An 18,258-nucleotide genomic window follows, 5' to 3' on the forward strand; every position below is an offset into this window, starting at 1 on the left:
AGCTATTGGCACTCTCAATAAGGGAGTGCTAAATGATTCTGGCACTCTCCCCCTGAGAGTGCAAGTGAGCTTCCGGTTGACGAAGCGCTAGGCGTGGGCGAGGAAGGAGACGGATCCCGCCGAGGGAACGAGCTCGATCCACGTGTTGCCCGGGGCGAGGCGCACCGGAGCGCCGGCGTCATCGACGAGATGGATCGGATCCGTCGCCGATGCCTTCGACCAGCGGGCGTGAACGGTGCCGCCGCCGGTGGAAATCCACGCCTCTCCCGACCCGATCAGGTTGGTCTTGGGCACCCCCTGGTCGTTCGTGACGGTGACGCGCATCACGACGACGTTGGTGGTGGAGAGTTGCGCTCCCGCGCTGTCCAGATCGGGCCCGCTTCCCTGGGACCGTCGGAACACCGACCAGACCGGATCCCAGGTCCAACTGCCGTTCGTGAGGCTGGAGAAGGTGTAGTTCACGACGGCGGTGGGGGTGCCGCTTTTGGCAGCCGTCGACGATGGCAGGTCGGGAGCGAATTCGAACTGCGCCGCCGGGGCCGCGATCCCCGTGTGCTGCGCGAGAAGGTCCTGGGCCTTCACCAGCACATTGTGCGGTGCCGCCTTGGCGGGTGTGCGGAAGAAGGTACTCGCGGTGTCCGCCTGGCCGTGGATGGCGTTGTACACGGGGGTGCGACGCATGAGGTCGACGAAACGCTGCTGACCGCCGGAGTAGCAGATGATGCCGCCGACAGGCGAGACGATGTCGGGATCCATCGGACGGATGGATCGCACCGGCCCGAGAAGGGCCGGGATCGTCGACTGCCACACCGCGACATACCGGGTGAGACCGCCCTCCACCAGCTCCTGGTAGACGAGGTCGGTGCTCTCCAGGCCGATCTGGGGCCGCGCGGACGGCAGATTGTCGATCTTGGCGGCGATCGACGCGTGGTCGAGAGTTCCAGCCGGCACCGTGGTCCCCCGGAGCGGAGCGATCGCTATGGGCGGCGCGGTGACGGTGGGGGTGGGCCTCGGGGAGGCGGTCGCAGCGGGCGAGCGCGTCGGCGTCACCTTCTCCGGTGCGCACCCCGCGGCGGAAAGACCGAGCCCGATGACAAGAGTCATCGAGACCAGCGCTCGAACGCGCAGGCGCGACCGCGCCGGAGTGTGCCCCACGGGAGCAGACTAGCGTCGCACGGACGATCGGCCCGCGTGCTGCGGGGCGCGTCTCGAGGACAGCGAACCGAAGTGGGGCGGCGTGGCCGAGCTACTGGGCCAGGCGCACCGATTCCGCTTGGGGACCCTTGTTACCGGTGCCGACCTCGAAGGTCACCTTCTGGCCTTCCTCGAGCACTTTGTAGCCGCCCATGTCGATCGCGGAGTAGTGGACGAAGACGTCTTGCCCGCCCCCATCCTCCGTGATGAAGCCGTAGCCCTTTTCAGCGTTGAACCACTTGACGGTTCCGTTCGCCATTGAATACTCCCTGTGTTTCGCCTCGGATCGCCGCTGTCAGCGACCAATCCCAGATAGTAACTGCGATCCGGGCGATTCGGGACGAATTAAACATCGGCGAAACACGAAGACCGCGGATCAGCCCGCGGGAGGAACGTAATCGCTGCCGAGCACGACGGTGATCGGCGATCCGGGATACGCCTGGGACAGCTGGATCTCGCCGACCTTCAGTGAGAGCACCATTGCGCGGGCTGCACCCTCGTTGGCGGCGTCGCTGTAGTAGACCATCGTCTTGGTGATGTTGCTGGAAGCGGCGTTGGTGCGGGATCCGATCTGCTCGGATGCCCCGGCCCAGCCCTGCGTGACGAGGTTGTTGCCCGCGGCCGTGGCGAGCCCCTTTGTCTTCGTTCCATTGAGCACGGTGATCGCAAGAGCCGGATTGATCTTGGCCTCGGTGGTGGGCGTCGGGGTGGGGGTGGGCGACGGGGTCGACGTCGTGCTCGGGGCTGCGAACGGGAGCTCGATGGTGCCGCGGATGACCGCGAGGCCGAAGAGTCCCGCGGCGACGAGCACACCGGTGGCGAGAGCGGCCCAGGCGAAGGCGATCCAGCCCCGTCCCTTTCTGGGCGCGGAACGGTGGGCGCCCGTTCGCAGCAGGTCGTCAGGCACGCTGTCGAAGCGGTCGGTCGATTTGGTCGCCATCAGTTCATTTCGTCGAGGGGTTACTGGTGTGTGGAGTCGGAGCCGCCGAGGACCCGGGCGGATCGCGCACCGGTGCGGGCGTCCCGCATCCGTTGCAGCCTTCTCACCAGCATCGGATCGAAGATGGTGGCTTCGGGCAGGTCGAGCGCCGCATTCAGCAACTGATAGTACCGGGCGGCCGGCAAGTCGAACTCCGAGCGGATCGCCGCCTCCTTCGCCCCGGCGTGCGCCCACCACTGGCGTTCGAACACCAGGATGCGCTGCTCGCGCTCGGGGAGGGCTGATCCCAGCGGGGTCGCCGACGGCGGGCCGGAACGCTCGGATGAGGCTGCCACGGGTTCTCCCTCCGCTCTGCCGCCATACTAGGGCTGGCTCGCTGTGCATCGCCGGAACCCCGGCGCATGCCGCGAATTCCGGTGGGACGGCTCAGGCGATCCAGTCGAGCGAGCTGCCGTGCGGGCCGGTGAAAGCGAGCGGCACCTCGTCGAGTGCGAGCACGAACCGCCCATCCGATCCGCCGTCATCCGGCAGGGCCGCGCGCACCGTCGGCAAGCCCCGCACCCCCTCGAGCGAGATCCAGCGCGCACCGAGCGCCCGCACCGAATCGACGAACCTCATCCGCTCGGCGAACGGCAGGTAGACGAGAACAGCGCTCGTGATCACGACGAGGGTCGCGTCATCCGGCGCCTCGGCGGCCAGGGACGCGAGCTCGGAGGCATCCGCCCGCACGATCCGGGGTGGATCTTCCGCGGCTATGCGGATGGCGCTGCGCAACCTCGCGCGACGGTCGTGCTGCTCCGGCCAGACCAGAGTCTCGAGCCAGAGCATGTCGTCGGTGTCACGCACGTCGAGGGGACGCAGATCGAGTCCCGCCCGCCACACGACACGGGGAATCTCGGTAGGCGCGGGCACGCCGCCCGTCGTCGCGCACTCGAGCAGGACCGAGCTCGGCCCGTCCGCCGGGTCGATCCGCGCACCGCCGTCATAGGAGTAGCTGTAGCGATCGGGGAAAAGGCAGAGGCCGGCACTCGCGCCGACCTCGATCAGAGCGAGCGGGCCCGGGATGAGTGAGAGCGCCGGCAGGAGGGAGGCACAACGCCGCGCCTCGTTGGTCTGGGTGCTGCGGGCGAGGGCCTCGGGCACGACGGCGGCCCAGTGGTCCACGAGCCAGCGTTGGAAGGCCTGGTAGCTACCCTCCGGCGCTCCGAGCAGCCTCGCGCAGGCGAAGATGAGATTGGGTTGGCGCTTCTGCAGGGGCAGCTCGTCGATGAGGGAGATCAGCGCCGGGTCATCCGCCACCCCAAGCGCCCACCGCTCGTAGATCTCGGAGTGGCCGCGCGCCTCGAGCTCGCCGAACCCGCGATACCAGCTTGCGGTGTCCATCAGCGGCCGGCGCGGTACATCGAGATGTGCGGGATGCCCGCCTCGATGTAGCTCTCACCGAAGGCCTCGAAGCCGAACTTCGTGTAGAGCGGTGCAATGTACTCCTGGGCGTGCAGCAGCATCGACTCGTGGCCGTACTGCTCCATCACCCGGGCGACGAGCACCTGCGCGAGACCTTCGCCACGCCGATCCGCCCGAACGACGACCCGGCCGAACGAATGCCGGGCGTCGAGATGCGACGCCCCGGTCTCGACGAGAACGCGCAGGTAGGCGGCCGTGCCCACGGCATCCGCGATCCACAGGTGCTCGGTGCTCGGCTCCTGGTCGCGATTGTCGAGTTCTTCTTCGTCGATGCGCTGCTCGACGAAGAAGACGTCGGTGCGCAGTTTGAGTACCGAATAGAGCTCTTCCAGTGAGAGTTCGCTCCATGGTTTCTGGACGACGGAACATTCGGGCATGCTGCCGAGTTTAATGAGAGGTAAGACTCATCTCGACAAAGGATGCCTCATGAGCAAGAACACCGACAACACCCAGTACCCCGTCGCCAAGAGCGACACGGAATGGCGTGCAGAGCTCGACCCCACCCGCTTCTCGATCCTGCGCGAAGCCGCGACCGAGCGGCCCTGGTCTGGCGCACTGCTCGATGAGAAGCGTGCGGGCGTCTACACCTGCGGCGCCTGTCACGCGGAGCTCTTTGCCAGCGACACCAAGTTCGACTCCGGATCGGGCTGGCCCAGCTTCTACGAGTCGGTCAACCCCGACGCCGTGATCCTCAAGACCGACAAGAGCCTGTTCATGACCCGCACGGAGGTGCTCTGCGCCAACTGCGGTTCGCACCTCGGTCACCTTTTCGACGACGCCTATCAGACGCCCACTGGCGACCGGTACTGCATGAACTCGCTCTCACTGGACTTCACGCAGAAGGACTGACCCGACGATGTCGATCCTGGATGCCGTCGCTGGTCGCCGCTCACAACCAAAGGTGACTTCCGACGCACCCAGTCACGACGAGCTGCTGCCGCTCGTCGCTGCCGCAGCCTCCGTGGCCGACCACGGATCGCTGCGACCGTGGCGCCTGATCGAACTGCGGGGGGACGCCCGTGCCCGCCTTGGCGAGGCCTTCGCCGAGGCGAGCGGAGCGGAGGGCGCGGATGCCGAGAAGCTCGTCGGAAAGGCGATGCGGGCGTCCTTGCTCATCGCCGTCGTCGCGTCGTTCCAGCCAAGCCCCAAAGTGTCCGACTGGGAGCAGGAGGCCGTGGCCTCCGGTGTCGCCCACACGCTCAGCCTGTTGCTGGATGACGCGGGCTGGGGTGTCATGTGGCGTACCGGGCACCTCACACGCTCGCTTCCCGTGCGCGTGCTGCACGGGCTGCGCGACAGCGAGCAGCTTCTCGGCTGGCTGTATGTCGGCGGCCGCGACGCGGGCGACAAGGCCGGCGAACGCAAGCCGTTCCCCGCCGAGGACTACCTCAGCGTGCTCTGACCGGCGCCGTGCCCAGCGGTCGCGATGGGAGTGCGGCGATCACCACGGCCACCAGCGTGAGAAGAGTGCCGACGACGGTGGAGGTCACGATCACCTGCCCGGATGCCGGAATCACGAGGTCGAGCACGAGCGACATCGCCAGCTGACCGGCCACCGATCCGAGGCCGAGCAGCAGCACCCCGGTCACCCGCACGACGATGACCGCTCCGCCGATGAAGATCGTGCCGATGAGGCCGCCGAGGTAGAGCAGCGGGTCGGTCGGCATCCGCTCCGGCAGCCCGACGATCGCCTCGTGGATCACGCAGGCGACGAGCAGCACGGCGGTTCCGACCAGGAAGTTCATGAACGTGGCGGTGAGGGCGGATTCGGCGACGCGACGCACCTGACCGTTGACGGCCTGCTGCACGGCGACCGCGAGTCCCGCGGCGAACGGCAGCAGCAGCATCCACGCCGGGATGTTCCCACCGAAGCCCGCCGAGACGGCCACACCGACTGCCACCAGCGCCAGCACCGATCCGACCAGGCGCGTGATGGTGATGGCGGCGGGAGCGGTGTGGCCGATGCCGTTGCGATCGATGACCAGGCCACTGATCGTCTGGCCGCAGACCACCGCGACGGTGAACAGGGCGACTCCGAGCACCGCGCCGGTGATGCCTTGCGAGAGCACGAAGAGTGCGCCGCCCGCTCCCCCGCAGAGATACCACCACGGGGTCACGCCCGCGCGAACGGAGCCGAAGGCTCGCGCGAGGCCCCGGCGCCCGGGGGCCCACACAGCGAGCGCCAACAGCAGGATGATGAGGCCGGAGCCGAAGGAGATCACCGCGGCGAGATAGCCGTCGGCGAGCGCCCGACCGAGTTCCCCATTCACGCGCGACTGGGTGGCGGTGAGCACCCCGACGATCACGGCTCCGAGCACTCCGAGCGCAACGGCGGATCGCGAATGAACGGGTGTCATGGCATTCACGCTATCGGCCCCGGCGCAGTGCCCCGCACACGCCAAGTAATATGAATACCCGTTGCGCCCCCTTAGCTCAGTTGGCCAGAGCACCGCTCTTGTAAAGCGGGGGTCGTCGGTTCGAATCCGACAGGGGGCTCCACTCGGCCGAAGACGGGCGTGTTCGGACTACTGGGGCCGGCACGCCAGCCCGGTCTGTCCGCGCGCGCCCGGTGTTCGCGGAATCTAGCTCTCCGGGTCGTACATGAACTCGCGCAACTCCTGCGCGCACCTGCAGGCGACCGCGATCTTCCTCGCCCATTCGACCGCATCCTCGCGGGTCGGCAGCTCGAGCACTGTGAAGCCGCCCCGGAACTCGGTGCCGGGGTAGATCTCGGAGGTCACCGATCCGTCCTCTGCGACGAGCACCGGGTCGACCTGTTCGTTGATCCCACCGCCGAACACCCAGACGCCCGCGGCCTTCGCCTCCGCGACCATGGCGTGGGACGTAGCGACGACGATAGGAAACTCTTCGGCCGTGAGCACCATGGCTTCACTCGGGAAGGAGATGAGGTACTTCGTCATGCCTTCATGATGCTCCGCAGGCGGGCCTGCCGGCAACCGAGTAACGAAGATTGCGGCACCGTGGTTCCGAACCCGGCCGTTCACTGTCGAGCACCCAAACTGGGGGCGCACCGGCGACACGATGGGAGGGGTGAGTGACTTACGCTTTTTATGGGTTTTGCGAGGGATTGCTCGCGATGACGTGCGACGGGAGGGTAAATCATCCACGATTTGAGCCGCATCCTCGTGCGCCAGGCGCTGCACATTGCTCACACGCTCGGTAGCGATGACTGGACAGACGGGCCACGGCCGCCCGAGACCGCCCAGCTGCGTTCGTGTGGATCCGACCCGCTGAAGGTACTCGTCTTCGGCGGGGGACCCGCGACTGGTTACGGCGTGAAAACCCACGAATTGGCTCTCGCAGGTGCTCTGATGCGACAACTGTCCTCCCTCACCAACCGCGCCATCGACCTGGACGTGACGGTACGTGCTGACCTCACACTGGAGGGGGCCGGCGACCTGCTCCTCACCGTGACGGCCTCGAAGTACGAGGCGATCGTCGTATTCGTCGGCGTGCAAGATGCGCTCGACTTCGCCAGTCCGACGACTTGGGGTGAGGAACTCCGCCACATGCTCGAGTCGATCACCGACAGTCCCACTGCACCGGAAATCGTGTTCGTGGCAATCCCACCGGTCTCTCGTATTCTGACCCTGCCCTTCCCTCTTCGAACTCGAGTCGACCGGCATGCCGACATGCTCAATCAGGCCGCTCGCGCGGTCATGGCGGATGCGGGCACCTTCGTCCCTTTCATCCCAGACGAAGCGGAGGAAGCGCTCCGGCACCGGAGTCCAGAGACCTACGAACGCTGGGCCGAGCAGATTGCGCGACCAATCGGCGATTCGCTGTGCCGGTCACGGCGGGAAGACACGAGCGCGGATGAGGGTTTGCGCCAGGCGGCGCTTGACCGTCTCGCCATTCTGGATACCCCTCCCGAAGAAGCTTTCGATCGGATCATGCTCCTCGCCCGAGACCTGTTCGGCACAGCGGCCGCCGCGATCACTTTCATCGATCGAGATCGGCAATGGTTCAAGTCGAGGGCGGGCTTCGAGGCGACCGAGACGGCTCGAGAGGACGCATTCTGCGATCACACCATTCGACAGGGCGGTCCGTTCGTGGTCTGTGATGCCACACTCGACGCTCGGTTCGTCGACAACCGGTTCGTCAACGACCAAAATCACCTGAGGTTCTACGCCGGGTATCCGCTCGAGGGAGAAGACGGTGAGAGAATCGGCGCGTTGTGCATCTTCGACACGGTTCCACGCAGCTTCGATGGTCGTGACAAGAAGCTGTTGCGGAGTCTCGCGCTTTTGGTTCAGGAGCAGCTCGGTCGGGCAGCGATCGCAGCTCTCCCAGAGGTGGAAGGGAAGGATGCGCTGGAACCACAGGTGAAAGGACACAACCTCGCAGGGTCGGCGCTGCGAGGGCTCTGGCCCCATCGCGCCACACCAGCCTGATCTCGGACCGGACCGACTTATTCAGGCGGGGCTGGTGAGCTGGATAAGGTTGCCGCAGGTGTCATCCAATACGGCGGTGATGACCGGCCCCATCGACATCGGAGGCTGGGTGAAGCGCACCCCGCGAGCCTCGAGGTCCGCGTGGGTGGCGGCAACATCATCCACCGTGAACGAGGCGAAGGGGATGCCGTCCGCGACCATCGCCTGCTTGAACACCTTCGCTGCCGGGTGCACGTCCGGCTCGAGCAGCAGCTCCACGCCGTCGGGCTCATTCGCCCCGACCACCGTGAGCCAGCGGTACTCGCCGAGCGAGACATCGGTCTTGGCGACGAACCCGAGCTTCTCGGTGTAAAACGCGAGCGCTTTGGCCTGGTCGTCGACCAGCACACTCGTCACGGTGATTCTGGGCATGACACTCTCCTTCGATGGCTCGGCGTCGAATCCTACTCCGGGCCGCGCATCCATCTACCGTTTTTACTATCACCGGCCGGTCTGCACACGGAGGTGGTCGCAAAAACGGGAGATGGAAGAGTTGAGCGCGCCCGAGGTCAGGCCGCGACGCCGAGCTTGTCGAGCGAGTCCTCGACGATCGTGAGGCCCTCCATACCGGGGAGCCCGGAGATGGCGGCGTCGATCTTGCGGGCACCCTTGCGCCCTTCCGGTCCGCCCATGAGGTGGCCCATCACGTGCACCACCTCGGTGCGGTCCATGATGCTTGAGCCGACAGGGGCCCAGAAGTTCTTGAGCGCGAAGCGGGCGAGCACCTGGGCCTTGCGGCTCTTGGCGAGGCGATCGCGCGCCTGGGAGGTGTAGAACGCCACGTGGCGCGCCTCCTGCTTCGCGATCCGCTTGAGCAGTTCGGCGAGCACCGGGTCTTCCTCGAGGTCGGCCATGCGGTTGTAGGCGGTGATCGCCGACCATTCGTTGGCGGCGCCCCAGGCCATGTGCACGGCCACGAAGTCCGAGCCGACGAGCTTGCCGGCGATGGACTGCTTGATCGGGTCGAGGCGATCCTTCCACCCGAGCTTGAGGCGGTTGGCCTTCAACTCGTCGAAGTCGACGACGATGCCGTGGATGCCGAGGACTGTCGCCAGCGCCTCTCCATGCCAGAACTCCTCGCGGTTCCACATCGTCATGAACGCGCTCATGTCCGCCTCTTTGTGCGAGGGGGTGGTGAGCAGGTCACGGGTGTAGCAGACGGTGTGATATTCCACATCCGTCATATAACGAAGCGTGCGCAGCGAGCCTTCGGGAAGCGGATGCTCGCGGAAGCGCTCGAGGTCGAGATCGTCCCAATTCACGTTGACCGAGGTCGCGGTGTATTTGTCTACATCGAATGCCATGTGCTGTGGGAAGAGGCCGGAAGGCTACTCTCCCTCTCCTTTCGGGCTGACTGAATCCGTGGGGTGGGATCCGCGCTTCCAGTTATGGATGCTCCACCTTCTTCGTTGTGCCTCGCGGGACAGATTGGTGTCGGGGTTGACCGCACTGGGGTTTCCCAGCAGCTCGAGCCAGACCAGGTCGGCATGACTGTCACCGTAGCCGTAGCTCTGTGAGAGATCGAATCCGTTGATCTCGGCATAGCGCAAGAGCCACGCGGCACGCGCCTCATCCACCAGCGGCGGCTGGGCGAGATAGCCGGTGAGCACGCCATCGCGCTCGTGCATCGAGCCGGCGATCACCTCGTCGAAGAGATCGGCGAGCGGCGCAACAAGGGTGCCGATCGATCCGGTCACGAGCACCGTGCGATGGCCGGCGGCCCGGTGCTCCTTGATGCGGGCGATGGCCGCGGGCATGGTGTGCCGCAGCAGGGTTTCGCGGTAGCCGCCGGAGACGACACTCTCGAGGCGCGCGACCGGCATGCCGCTGTACCGACGGAGGAAGACTCGGATGAACTCGCCGCGGTCCCGACGTTCGGCGCTCAGGTAGCCCGGCAGCGAGCCGAGGAGACTCGCCACTTCGCCCGGCCACGCCGCCTTGCGGAATCCGGCGGACCGCACCCAGAGGTACTGCTCGACGATGTTGGAGTCGACGACAGTGCCCTCGAGGTCGAAGACGGCAACGACATCCGTGCGGGCCGGAAGGGCCTTCTGCGCCTTCTCGGAGGCCGCCGGACGCACCGCGAACGCGCGGGTGAGCGTGGTGATCGCCGGGAAGTGCACCCGCTGGAGGTAGTCCTCCCAGTCGATCGTGGTGACGTCGAATCCGGTGTCGTCGCCCGGCGCCAGCGCGAGGGACTCCCCGAGGGCGCGCAGCTGGCGGTCGTCGAAGATGATCTCCGTCTGCACATAGGCGCGGTAGAGCTCGGCGAAGTTGCGCAGGGACTCGAGGTCGCTCCGCCTGGTCGTCACTTTGGCGATCTGCGCGCGGGTGCGGGCCGTGGAGGGGAAGCGCTCGAGCAGCTGCTCGCGACGGTCGTTCCGACGCTCCTGGCCACGAAGGGCCCGCTCGACCTTCCGATCACCGGGGAAGCTCCAGGTGGGCACGCGCACGTGGCCCTCGCTGGCGTGCGGCATCGGGTTGGCCGTGAAGAACTCGTTCATGTTCTGCAGCATGCGGTGGATCGGCAGCGGGTTGCTCGCGCCGGAACTCACGTGCACGTATTGTGCGATAGTGGCCGGTCGGGCGGCGATCGCCAGGATCGCGTTGACCACGAAGTCCACCGGGATCACGTCGAGCACGCTGTCGGGAAGGCCGGGAAACTCGGGAAGCAGTCCGCGACCATAGGCGAGGATCAGCGGATCGGCGACCTTGAAGCCGTCGATCCAGCCCGGGAATGGATGCTGCAGCGCGCTCTCGATGATCGCGGGCCGTACGACCGACAGTCGGTGGCCGGCATCCCCCCACATCTCCTCGGCGGCACGTTCGGCGAAGGCCTTGGTGAGCGTGTAGACGTCGGTCCAGCCGAGGCTCTCCGCGCGGGTGCGGCCGTAGTCGACGAGACGCGAGCGCACCCACTCCACGCGAGCCGCCTCTGCGGCCTTGGCGACGGCCTGCGGGCCTTCCTTGCCGTGTTCGGCCCGGGAATCCCCGAGGAACCGCCGAAGGGTCTCCGGCTGGCGGGAGGCCATCTCCACCCGCACGCGGGCATCGCGGGCGGCATCGAACTCGCCACGCCAGTCCACGGTGTGCGCGAGGCGAGCCTCCGGCACGATCCCCTTGCGGATGCCGCCCACGTACGCCGTCGAGACGTGCACGACGTGCGGGTCGGCTCCGCTCTCCTTCAGCGCGGTGTAGAGCGCGACCGCTCCCCCGAGGTTCGTCTCGAAGGCCTGGTCGATGGGCGGATCGAACGAAACAGACGAGGCGCTGTGGATCACGACATCCAGGTCCGCGGGAAGTGCGGGCACCGAGCCGAGGTCGCCCTCGACAACTCGCAGCCGCTCGCGCACGGCACGCTCGACCTCGTCGTCGCCGACGCGCTCGCGCCACTGGCGGAACACCGGCTTGCGCAACAGGGTGCGAAGGCGGTCGGCCGCACTCGTGCTGCCCTTCGAACGGATCAACAACGAAATGGTGGTGTCCGGATGCGACGAGAGCAATCGCTCGAGGATCGCCTGGCCGACGAAACCAGTGCCGCCGGTGAGGAAGATGTGGGACGACCCGAGACTGGATGAGGGAGCGGCCTTCGGCTTCGCCCGGGACTTACGAGCGGCCGCCTTCTTCGCAGGCCCGACGGCAACGGTCCCGTCGTTCCCGGGCTCGACGGCGCTCACGCGCGCAGCTTCCGGGTGACGGCGTCACCGATGCGGGAGTCCATGCCGGGGAGTGCGGCGACTCGGCGACCGATATCCGCCGCCCGTGCTCGCCCCTCGTCGTCGCCGAATACGGAGGTCTCGAAGAACGAGCGGTCGTCGTCGGCGCGATCGATGGCGCCGAGTGGCCAGGCCTGGCGCTCGAGGGAAGTGCGCGTCAACGAAACGGCTCGCGGGTCATCCGCCAGCCGTCGCCGAGCCTCGTCGTCGAAGAAGGCGACATGGCGCTCCTTCACGGCGACGATCGTGGCGATCGTGGACGACAGCGCCGGGCTTTCGCTCGAGGCGTCGAGCCGGTCGTACGCCGCGCGAGTGACCCACTCGTCGACCAGGCCGGTGGTCACGTGCACCCCGATGATCGGCACGCCCTGGATGAGCCCCGTGATGGCCCGACGGATGGGTCCTCGGCGCTCGACGGATTCGTTTCGCGCACGCCGCGTCGAGCCCTCGTCGGATTCATGCGACTTCGGCTGGCCGTTGGCTTCGAGCACGGCATCGAGGGCATCGGCGATCCAGAACTTCTCGAAGGCCCAGGTGACCAGGAACGCGGTGATCCGGGCATCCTTGTGGGTTGCAGTCACCAGCAGGTTGCGCAACTGCTCCATCGTGCCGCTCTCGAGGCGGGCGAGGTAGCGCACCGAGCGAAGGCTGTCGGCCGAGAGCGGTTGGGCCGCGAATTGCGACAGCTGGAGCGTTTCGCGGTGGTTGCCCTGAGCAGACCGGGCGAAGCCGCGCACGTCGAATCGCGCGCCGGAAGGGCCGGTCGGAGCGTCGCCCGAACCCGCCGGAGAGTGTGTGGTGGAGTCGCTGTTCGCGAATGTCATGATTTCAAGCCCTTGCTGCCATCGGAGCCCCTGTTTAGGCAACCGCTGCCCCCTGAGCAGCGTAACCTAACGGCATGGGTGTAGCTCTCGTCACCGGCGGGACGTCTGGCATAGGTGCCGCGTTCGCCCGCCTTCTCGCTGCGCGTGGCTACGACCTCGTGCTCGTGGCCCGGTCGACCGACCGGCTCGAAGAGATGGCCAGCGAGCTGCGGGCCCTCGGCCGCACCGTCGAGCTGCTTCCGGCCGACCTCGCAGACCGCGATGCCGTGTCGCGCGTCGCCGATCGACTCACCGATCCGGACCGCCCGATCGACCTTCTCGTGAACAATGCCGGATTCGGCATGCACGCGTCGGCCCTCGATCCCGACGTCTCGGAATTCGACCGTGGATTCGAGGTGATGTGCCGCGCGGTCTTCGTGCTGAGTGGTGCGGCAGCCCGTGCGATGGTTCAGCGTGGGTCGGGCAGAATCGTCAATGTGTCGAGCACGGCCGGATTCCTCACCATGGGCGCGTACTCCTCGATCAAGGCGTGGGTCACGTCGTTCACCGAGGGGCTCGCTGTGGAGCTGCGGGGCACCGGCGTGACCGTGACGGCCCTCTGCCCGGGCTGGGTTCGCACGGAGTTTCATGAGCGGGCCGGCATCCGTTCGAGCAGTATCCCAAACTTTATGTGGCTCGACGCCGAACAACTGGTGAGCGCAGCCTTGCGCGACGTGGATCGAGGCAAAGTGATTTCCATACCTACTCTTCGCTACCGAGCGCTGATCGGCTTGGCCGGTCTCGCGCCAAAGAGTGCCATCCGTTCATTCTCCGGCGCGATCTCGTCGTCGCGACGGAAGCCCGTGGCGCGGTGACGGTGCGGATGCCTTCCCGGCCACGCCCCGCCGGGCCGCGATCCGCCGCCAAGCGGCTTCATGATCGCTTCAATTCTCCCTACCAGGCCGTCGCCCGCTTTCTCGCGCAGCGTGCACTGCTCAAGCCGCTGATCTGGTCGCTCACCAGCGTCACCGTGATCCGCAGCGAGAAACTGAAGGATGTCACGGGCGGATTCGTCGTCGTCGCCAACCACTCGAGCCATCTCGACACCCCGTTGATCGTCGGATCGCTCCCCCGCCCCCTTGCCCGCTACCTCGCCGCCGGCGCCGCCGCGGACTACTTCTTCAACGTCTGGTGGCGCCGCGGACTCACCGCTCTGTTCTTCAACGCCTTCCCGGTTCGCCGAACCGGAACGGACACCTCGCCGACCAGCGCCCGCTCGCTGCTGATGCGCGGCATCCCGGTACTGATATTCCCGGAGGGCACCCGATCGAAGGACGGCGAGCTCGGCCGCTTCAAGCCGGGCGCAGCAGCCCTCGCGGCCGCCTGCGATGTGCCGTGCATCCCGGTGGCTCTCATCGGGGCTCATATCGCGCACCCCCGCGGCACGAACTGGCCGAGGCCCGGAAGGCTGCCGGTCGGAGTCGTCTTCGGCGACCCGCTTCGTGTCGCCCCCGGTGAATCCAAGGGAGAATTCGCCGAGCGCACCCGCGAAGAGATCGTGCGCCTGAGAGAACTGCATTCGGCCGATATCCTCGGTCGTCACGCCCGGCCCCGGCAGAAATGACCGCGGTACCCGCAACAAGAGGAGTACAGAAGTGACCGAAGTTCAGCACATGAAGTGGTGGGGCTGGGGACGGGATGGCGTCGCGTTCCATCACGACGACAAGCCCGGTTTCGCGCCATTCCTCACCTTCGCCCTCGGGCTCGAGCCGGGGGCGCCGACGGTCGCTCCCCCCACCTTCGAGGACCTGGATGTGCCGGCAAGCCGAGCGAGTGCGGATCTGCTCGAGCAGCTCGTCGCCATCGCCGGCGACGACCATGTGGTCACCGAAGATCTCAGCCGCGTCGTCCACACCTTCGGCAAGAGCATCCGCGACCTCATCCGCGTGCGCGCCGGATCCTTCCCCCGCACGCCCGATGTCGTGGTCTACCCGGCCGACGAATTCGAGGTGCAGCAGGTGGTGGATGCCGCGGTCGCGGCCGACGCGGTGATCATCCCCTTCGGCGGAGGAAGCAACATCGTGGGCAGCCTCGAGCCGCTCGCCGAAGAGATGCGCACCGTGATCTCGCTCGACCTCGGACGCCTCAACCGCGTGATCGACATCGACGAGGGATCCGGCCTCGCCCGCATCGAAGCGGGAGCCCAGGGACCCGACCTCGAGGCACAGCTCGAGAAGCGCGGGTGGACGATCGGCCACTTCCCCGACAGCTTCACCCACTCGACCGTCGGCGGATGGGTCGCGACGCGCTCCTCCGGCATGCAGTCCGACAAATACGGCGACATCGCGGACATCGCGAAGGGCCTGCGTGTTGTGCGACCGGGAGCGGTGCTGGTGATCCGGGCCGTTCCGAGTGCCTCAACCGGGCCGAGCGTGCGCGAGATGATCCTCGGCAGCGAGGGCCGGCTCGGCGTGATCACCGAGGTGACCGTGCAAGTGCATCGCATCCCGGCCAAACGCGAGATCCAGGCCTACCTCTACCCCACCTGGACCGACGGGCTTGCGGCGATGAAAGAGATCTCCGAGAGCGACGCGACCCCCTCGGTCACCCGCGTCTCCGACGGCCGCGAGACGGTGTTCTCGTTCGCGACCAGCAAGGAGAGCAAGGGCATCTCCAGCCTCGTGACCAAGGGACTCGGCGTCTTCCTCAAGTCGAAGGGCTGGGACACCGACAGGATGTGCCTCTCGTTCATCGGCTACGAGGGCAGCGAAGAGCATGTCGCCCGCAACGAGAAGCTCGTCGGTCGCATCGTCAAGAAGCACGGCGGCATCGGGGTGGGTAAGGGCCCTGGCGCCCTCTACGACCAGAAGAAGTTCGACACCCCGTACATCCGGGACTTCCTGCTCGACCTCGGCGGCTCTGCGGATGTCTCGGAGACATCCGCTCCGTGGTCGAAGCTGCCCGGGCTCTACGACAACGTCATGGCGGCAGCGAACAAGGCCTTCGACGAGATCGGCGTCAAGGGCTGGATCATGGCCCACCTCTCGCACTCGTACCACTCCGGCGCGTGCCTCTACTTCACCTTCGCCTACCTGCCGAGCGGCGACTCGCTCGACCAGTATGACGTGGTGAAGAGCGCCATTCAGCAGGCCTTCATCGACTCCGGCGGAACGGTGTCGCACCACCACGGCGTCGGCCTCGAGCACGCCCCGTGGCTCGAACAGGACATCTCCACCGGCGGCGTCGCCGTGATGCAGGGGCTGTTCGATTCCGCCGACCCGACGAACACCTTCAACCCGGGCAAGATCATCACCAAGGCGGCAGTGCCGGCGCTCCGAGACTGACCGGGAGCGCGGGTCAGCCGTCGGAGTTCGGCGACGGCGAGGGGCTCGGCGAGCTGGTCGAATCCTCGCTGAAGCTGTCTCCCGCGGCCTTCGACACGGCGCTGGCGAAGTCGGCCGCGTTGTCGATCGCACCACTGTACTTCTTGCCGTTGATGATGATCGTCGGGGTGCCCGCGAGCTTCTTGACATCCGTGCCGGCCAATGGGTCCGTTGTGGCCCGTGCCGTAGCGGCGTTGGTCCAGGACTTGAACTTCTGGTCGGTGATGCAGGACGCGATCGAATCCGCCTTGCTCACCTTCGCCTGTTTCGTCAGGGAGATGATCTTCTCGTCGGTCAGGCCCTCGGTGTTCTCCTTCGGCTGGTTCTCGAAGAGCAGCGCGCTGAAGTCGAAGAACTGATTGGGAGAGTAGTTGGCCACGCAGGCGGCCGCGTTGGCGGATCGCGTGGAATACTTCTTGCCGAGCGAGGCCTGGTCGAGGATGGCCAGCGGGTGGATCTCGAGAGTGGCAGCCCCGGTGGAAATCCACTTCTTGATCTGCGCGGCGTTCGTCGCCTCGAAGTCGCCGCAGTACGGGCACTGGTAGTCGATGTAGACACGCAGGTCGATCACGTTCGAGGCGTTGGTCTTGGACGGCACCGGGGTGTCGTCCGGCTGCAGCGCAGCGGTCGGCACTGCCTTGAACCCCTGGCCGATCTTGATGCCGTCGCTGAGCATGTTCGCCGGCCCGGGCGAGGGCGGCCGCACGCTGTTCGCGATCACGAGACCGATCACGGCGACGATGGCGATCACCAGCACGGCTAGGCTTCCCTGAAGGATCACGCGGCTGCGGCGATCCTTCTTCTTCTGCTGTTCGCGCAGCGCACGAGACTTCTCGCGCGCAGCCTCGCGCCTCTCGTTCTTGCTGAGACCTCTGTCACTCGAACCGTCGTAGGTCATCGAACCTCACTCGCTATCCATCAATGCCGTGGCTATCAGCCGCTGCAGTTTGCCGTGAGCGGAGCCCTAAGCACATTAGACATGCAGTCTGGGAAAAAGCCAGAGTGCCGTGGATTCCAGCCTATCCAGACGATTTTCCCTCACGCCGTGCCCCGTTCTGGTGACATAATGGGGGCGCACTACCATCCATTCACTACGGATCGTCCGGCACGTACCTGCCGGTGAAGGAGTTGTACAACCATGGCCTCTGTCACCTTCGACAAAGCTACCCGCCTCTATCCGGGCTCTACCCGACCGGCAGTCGACTCGCTCGACCTCTCGGTCGCCGACGGCGAGTTCCTTGTTCTCGTCGGACCCTCCGGTTGCGGAAAGTCCACGTCGCTGCGAATGCTCGCCGGCCTCGAAGAGGTGAACGACGGGAACATCCTCATCGGTGACCGCAACGTCACCGACGTGCCGCCGAAGGATCGCGACATCGCGATGGTGTTCCAGAACTACGCGCTGTACCCGCACATGACTGTCGCCGAGAACATGGGCTTCGCGCTCAAGATCGCCGGCGTCAACAAAGACGAGCGCGCCACCCGCGTACTCGAGGCCGCGAAGTTGCTCGACCTCGAGCCCTACCTCGGCCGCAAGCCGAAGGCCCTCTCCGGTGGCCAGCGCCAGCGCGTCGCCATGGGTCGCGCGATCGTGCGCCAGCCCCAGGTATTCCTCATGGACGAGCCGCTGTCGAACCTCGACGCCAAGCTGCGCGTGCAGACCCGCACGCAGATCGCGTCGCTCCAGCGTCGTCTCGGCGTCACCACCGTCTACGTCACCCACGACCAGACCGAGGCGCTCACCATGGGTGACCGCATCGCCGTGCTGAAGGATGGCGTGCTGCAGCAGGTCGGAACCCCGCGCGATCTCTACGCGAACCCGAAGAACGTGTTCGTGGCCGGCTTCATCGGCTCGCCCGCGATGAACCTCTTCACCGCCGACCTGGTCGATGGCGGCCTCAAGTTCGGAACGGCAGTCGCCGCTCTCGACCGCGCCACCATGGGCAAGACCGACAACACCAAGGTCACCATCGGGGTGCGCCCGGAAGACGTTCGCGTCTCCACCTCCGGCAACGGCCTCCAGGTCTCGGTCGACCTCGTCGAAGAACTCGGTGCGGATGGCTACCTCTACGGCCACACCGACATCGACGGCTCACGCGTCGACATCGTCGCCCGCGTCGACGGCCGTTCGCACCCGAACGCCGGCGACACCGTGTTCATCCTCCCGGAGCCGGCTCACGTGCACGCCTTCGACATCGAGTCGGGCGACCGCCTGAGCAAGGCCGTGGTCGACTGACCCGTCGAACACCCTCGAGTGCGGGCGACGATCTCCTTTCGTCGCCCGCACTTTTTTGTCAGCATCCCGGC

General features: G+C 66.5%; 20 protein-coding genes and 1 tRNA gene. 8 read left to right on the forward strand and 13 right to left on the reverse strand.

The features are described 5' to 3' along the window. Positions 1–87 precede the first annotated feature (87 nt). The 6 genes from ACVXZ4_RS15390 to ACVXZ4_RS15415 form a co-directional block, all read right to left on the reverse strand. Positions 88–1,155 (reverse strand): DUF3048 domain-containing protein, encoded by a 1,068-nt coding sequence (locus ACVXZ4_RS15390; RefSeq protein ID WP_461795683.1) that lies wholly within the window; start codon positions 1,153–1,155, stop codon positions 88–90. Between the two features lie 91 nt (positions 1,156–1,246). Further along, positions 1,247–1,453: a cold-shock protein gene (locus ACVXZ4_RS15395; RefSeq protein WP_185201570.1), complete on the reverse strand. Its 207-nt coding sequence runs from the start codon at positions 1,451–1,453 to the stop codon at positions 1,247–1,249. Between the two features lie 117 nt (positions 1,454–1,570). Beyond that, positions 1,571–2,134 (reverse strand): LytR C-terminal domain-containing protein, encoded by a 564-nt coding sequence (locus ACVXZ4_RS15400; protein ID WP_461795684.1) that lies wholly within the window; start codon positions 2,132–2,134, stop codon positions 1,571–1,573. 20 nt (positions 2,135–2,154) lie between these two features. Then, positions 2,155–2,469 carry a DUF3263 domain-containing protein gene (locus ACVXZ4_RS15405; RefSeq protein ID WP_461795685.1) on the reverse strand — a complete coding sequence of 105 codons (315 nt, stop codon included), beginning with the start codon at positions 2,467–2,469 and terminating at the stop codon, positions 2,155–2,157. A 91-nt stretch (positions 2,470–2,560) separates the two neighbouring features. Beyond that, entirely contained in the window at positions 2,561–3,517 is a 957-nt protein-coding gene (locus tag ACVXZ4_RS15410) for a DUF2332 domain-containing protein (protein WP_461795686.1), read from the reverse strand. Beyond that, complete coding sequence (locus ACVXZ4_RS15415; protein WP_461795687.1) at positions 3,517–3,975, reverse strand: GNAT family N-acetyltransferase; 459 nt, start codon at positions 3,973–3,975, stop codon at positions 3,517–3,519. Before ACVXZ4_RS15415 ends, ACVXZ4_RS15410 begins: the two co-directional genes overlap by 1 nt. 49 nt (positions 3,976–4,024) lie before the next feature. Between ACVXZ4_RS15415 and msrB the strand changes: the two genes are divergently transcribed. Together msrB and ACVXZ4_RS15425 are read left to right on the forward strand one after the other, a co-directional pair. Then, positions 4,025–4,447, forward strand: a complete 423-nt coding sequence (gene msrB / locus ACVXZ4_RS15420) for a peptide-methionine (R)-S-oxide reductase MsrB (RefSeq protein ID WP_461795688.1) — start codon at positions 4,025–4,027, stop codon at positions 4,445–4,447. 7 nt (positions 4,448–4,454) lie between these two features. After that, the gene (locus ACVXZ4_RS15425) at positions 4,455–5,000 is read left to right on the forward strand and encodes a nitroreductase family protein (protein ID WP_461795689.1); all 546 of its coding nucleotides are present in this window, start codon (positions 4,455–4,457) and stop codon (positions 4,998–5,000) included. Here the strand turns inward: ACVXZ4_RS15425 and ACVXZ4_RS15430 are convergent. Further along, positions 4,987–5,955 (reverse strand): DMT family transporter, encoded by a 969-nt coding sequence (locus ACVXZ4_RS15430; protein WP_461795690.1) that lies wholly within the window; start codon positions 5,953–5,955, stop codon positions 4,987–4,989. The two genes, ACVXZ4_RS15425 and ACVXZ4_RS15430, sit on opposite strands and share 14 nt — an antisense overlap. A 65-nt stretch (positions 5,956–6,020) precedes the next feature. On the opposite strand from ACVXZ4_RS15430, the gene ACVXZ4_RS15435 reads away from it, so the two are divergent. Continuing rightward, positions 6,021–6,097, forward strand: a tRNA-Thr gene (locus ACVXZ4_RS15435). A gap of 83 nt (positions 6,098–6,180) precedes the next feature. On the opposite strand, the gene ACVXZ4_RS15440 is transcribed toward ACVXZ4_RS15435, so the two are convergent. Next, entirely contained in the window at positions 6,181–6,519 is a 339-nt protein-coding gene (locus tag ACVXZ4_RS15440) for a YciI family protein (RefSeq protein WP_461795691.1), read from the reverse strand. 411 nt (positions 6,520–6,930) lie between these two features. On the opposite strand from ACVXZ4_RS15440, the gene ACVXZ4_RS15445 reads away from it, so the two are divergent. Beyond that, the gene (locus ACVXZ4_RS15445) at positions 6,931–8,013 is read left to right on the forward strand and encodes a GAF domain-containing protein (RefSeq protein WP_461795692.1); all 1,083 of its coding nucleotides are present in this window, start codon (positions 6,931–6,933) and stop codon (positions 8,011–8,013) included. A gap of 21 nt (positions 8,014–8,034) precedes the next feature. Here the strand turns inward: ACVXZ4_RS15445 and ACVXZ4_RS15450 are convergent, their stop codons facing one another. The 4 genes from ACVXZ4_RS15450 to ACVXZ4_RS15465 all read right to left on the reverse strand — a co-directional run bounded on the left by ACVXZ4_RS15450 (position 8,035) and on the right by ACVXZ4_RS15465 (position 12,592). After that, positions 8,035–8,424 carry a VOC family protein gene (locus tag ACVXZ4_RS15450; protein ID WP_461795693.1) on the reverse strand — a complete coding sequence of 130 codons (390 nt, stop codon included), beginning with the start codon at positions 8,422–8,424 and terminating at the stop codon, positions 8,035–8,037. A 137-nt stretch (positions 8,425–8,561) separates the two neighbouring features. Then, complete coding sequence (locus ACVXZ4_RS15455) at positions 8,562–9,356, reverse strand: ferritin-like domain-containing protein (RefSeq protein WP_461795694.1); 795 nt, start codon at positions 9,354–9,356, stop codon at positions 8,562–8,564. 24 nt (positions 9,357–9,380) lie between these two features. Beyond that, positions 9,381–11,729 (reverse strand): SDR family oxidoreductase, encoded by a 2,349-nt coding sequence (locus ACVXZ4_RS15460; RefSeq protein ID WP_461795695.1) that lies wholly within the window; start codon positions 11,727–11,729, stop codon positions 9,381–9,383. Continuing rightward, entirely contained in the window at positions 11,726–12,592 is an 867-nt protein-coding gene (locus ACVXZ4_RS15465) for a hypothetical protein (protein ID WP_461795696.1), read from the reverse strand. The genes ACVXZ4_RS15460 and ACVXZ4_RS15465 overlap by 4 nt, the downstream gene beginning before the upstream one ends. A gap of 74 nt (positions 12,593–12,666) precedes the next feature. Here ACVXZ4_RS15465 and ACVXZ4_RS15470 point away from each other — a divergent pair, with 74 nt between their 5' ends. From ACVXZ4_RS15470 to ACVXZ4_RS15480, 3 genes are read left to right on the forward strand one after another with little or no spacing between them, the layout of a single operon-like run. Beyond that, positions 12,667–13,446 carry an SDR family NAD(P)-dependent oxidoreductase gene (locus ACVXZ4_RS15470; RefSeq protein WP_461795697.1) on the forward strand — a complete coding sequence of 260 codons (780 nt, stop codon included), beginning with the start codon at positions 12,667–12,669 and terminating at the stop codon, positions 13,444–13,446. 8 nt (positions 13,447–13,454) lie between these two features. Then, on the forward strand, positions 13,455–14,195 hold the full coding sequence (locus ACVXZ4_RS15475; RefSeq protein ID WP_461795698.1) for a lysophospholipid acyltransferase family protein: 741 nt from the start codon (positions 13,455–13,457) through the stop codon (positions 14,193–14,195). Positions 14,196–14,226: 31 nt separating this feature from the next. Then, positions 14,227–15,915 (forward strand): FAD-binding oxidoreductase, encoded by a 1,689-nt coding sequence (locus tag ACVXZ4_RS15480; RefSeq protein ID WP_461795699.1) that lies wholly within the window; start codon positions 14,227–14,229, stop codon positions 15,913–15,915. A gap of 13 nt (positions 15,916–15,928) precedes the next feature. Here the strand turns inward: ACVXZ4_RS15480 and ACVXZ4_RS15485 are convergent, their stop codons facing one another. Next, the gene (locus ACVXZ4_RS15485; RefSeq protein ID WP_461795700.1) at positions 15,929–16,852 is read right to left on the reverse strand and encodes a DsbA family protein; all 924 of its coding nucleotides are present in this window, start codon (positions 16,850–16,852) and stop codon (positions 15,929–15,931) included. A 240-nt stretch (positions 16,853–17,092) separates the two neighbouring features. Here ACVXZ4_RS15485 and ACVXZ4_RS15490 point away from each other — a divergent pair, with 240 nt between their 5' ends. Beyond that, on the forward strand, positions 17,093–18,187 hold the full coding sequence (locus tag ACVXZ4_RS15490) for an ABC transporter ATP-binding protein (protein ID WP_461795701.1): 1,095 nt from the start codon (positions 17,093–17,095) through the stop codon (positions 18,185–18,187). Positions 18,188–18,258 lie beyond the last annotated feature (71 nt).

The sequence above is a fragment of the Lacisediminihabitans sp. FW035 genome (assembly GCF_054880895.1).

What these genes read in the sequence shown, in the direction of transcription:
- ACVXZ4_RS15445 (WP_461795692.1), top strand. Translation starts at nt 6,931, where the DNA reads ATGCGACAACTGTCCTCCCTCACCAACCGCGCCATCGACCTGGACGTG.
- ACVXZ4_RS15450 (WP_461795693.1), bottom strand. Translation starts at nt 8,424, where the DNA reads ATGCCCAGAATCACCGTGACGAGTGTGCTGGTCGACGACCAGGCCAAA.
- ACVXZ4_RS15415 (WP_461795687.1), bottom strand. Translation starts at nt 3,975, where the DNA reads ATGCCCGAATGTTCCGTCGTCCAGAAACCATGGAGCGAACTCTCACTG.
- msrB (WP_461795688.1), top strand. Translation starts at nt 4,025, where the DNA reads ATGAGCAAGAACACCGACAACACCCAGTACCCCGTCGCCAAGAGCGAC.
- ACVXZ4_RS15465 (WP_461795696.1), bottom strand. Translation starts at nt 12,592, where the DNA reads ATGACATTCGCGAACAGCGACTCCACCACACACTCTCCGGCGGGTTCG.
- ACVXZ4_RS15410 (WP_461795686.1), bottom strand. Translation starts at nt 3,517, where the DNA reads ATGGACACCGCAAGCTGGTATCGCGGGTTCGGCGAGCTCGAGGCGCGC.
- ACVXZ4_RS15440 (WP_461795691.1), bottom strand. Translation starts at nt 6,519, where the DNA reads ATGACGAAGTACCTCATCTCCTTCCCGAGTGAAGCCATGGTGCTCACG.
- ACVXZ4_RS15395 (WP_185201570.1), bottom strand. Translation starts at nt 1,453, where the DNA reads ATGGCGAACGGAACCGTCAAGTGGTTCAACGCTGAAAAGGGCTACGGC.
- ACVXZ4_RS15430 (WP_461795690.1), bottom strand. Translation starts at nt 5,955, where the DNA reads ATGACACCCGTTCATTCGCGATCCGCCGTTGCGCTCGGAGTGCTCGGA.
- ACVXZ4_RS15470 (WP_461795697.1), top strand. Translation starts at nt 12,667, where the DNA reads ATGGGTGTAGCTCTCGTCACCGGCGGGACGTCTGGCATAGGTGCCGCG.
- ACVXZ4_RS15485 (WP_461795700.1), bottom strand. Translation starts at nt 16,852, where the DNA reads ATGACCTACGACGGTTCGAGTGACAGAGGTCTCAGCAAGAACGAGAGG.
- ACVXZ4_RS15425 (WP_461795689.1), top strand. Translation starts at nt 4,455, where the DNA reads ATGTCGATCCTGGATGCCGTCGCTGGTCGCCGCTCACAACCAAAGGTG.
- ACVXZ4_RS15475 (WP_461795698.1), top strand. Translation starts at nt 13,455, where the DNA reads ATGCCTTCCCGGCCACGCCCCGCCGGGCCGCGATCCGCCGCCAAGCGG.
- ACVXZ4_RS15490 (WP_461795701.1), top strand. Translation starts at nt 17,093, where the DNA reads ATGGCCTCTGTCACCTTCGACAAAGCTACCCGCCTCTATCCGGGCTCT.
- ACVXZ4_RS15400 (WP_461795684.1), bottom strand. Translation starts at nt 2,134, where the DNA reads ATGGCGACCAAATCGACCGACCGCTTCGACAGCGTGCCTGACGACCTG.
- ACVXZ4_RS15455 (WP_461795694.1), bottom strand. Translation starts at nt 9,356, where the DNA reads ATGGCATTCGATGTAGACAAATACACCGCGACCTCGGTCAACGTGAAT.